The sequence below is a fragment of the Brevundimonas sp. BAL450 genome (assembly GCF_015767455.1).
Classification (GTDB): domain Bacteria; phylum Pseudomonadota; class Alphaproteobacteria; order Caulobacterales; family Caulobacteraceae; genus Brevundimonas; species Brevundimonas abyssalis.
In genome coordinates this window covers 1-329 of record NZ_JADWOW010000012.1, presented here as the reverse complement: position 1 = coordinate 329, position 329 = coordinate 1, and the positions used below count along the sequence as shown (strand labels likewise).

The 329-nt window shown below is 69.6% G+C and carries 1 protein-coding gene; it reads left to right on the top strand.

Annotated features, from left to right (window positions below; all coding sequences use genetic code 11):
• Positions 1-329: ferrochelatase (locus IWC96_RS00075; protein ID WP_196838122.1), on the top strand; the 329-nt coding region annotated here is incomplete at both ends.

The following is a 329-nucleotide window of genomic DNA, read 5'->3' as shown; positions in this document are numbered from 1 at the left end:
TGCCCCCGAGAAGATCCGGGTGCTCTTCTCGACCCACTCCGTGCCGACCGCGGATGCCGAGCGTTCGGGTCCGCGCGACGTCGACTTCGGCGAGGGTGGCGCGTATGCGGCGCAGCATCGCGCGGTGGCCGAGGTCGTCATGGCAGATGTCGCACACGCGATCCCGTCGGCACAGTCCGTCAGGTGGGAGCTCGTCTTCCAGTCGCGTTCCGGACCGCCCACCCAGCCGTGGCTCGAGCCCGACGTGTGCGATGTGATCGAGTCGCTGCCCGCGCAGGGAGTGGAGGCCGTCGCGATCGTGCCGCTCGGCTTCGTGAGCGATCACATGG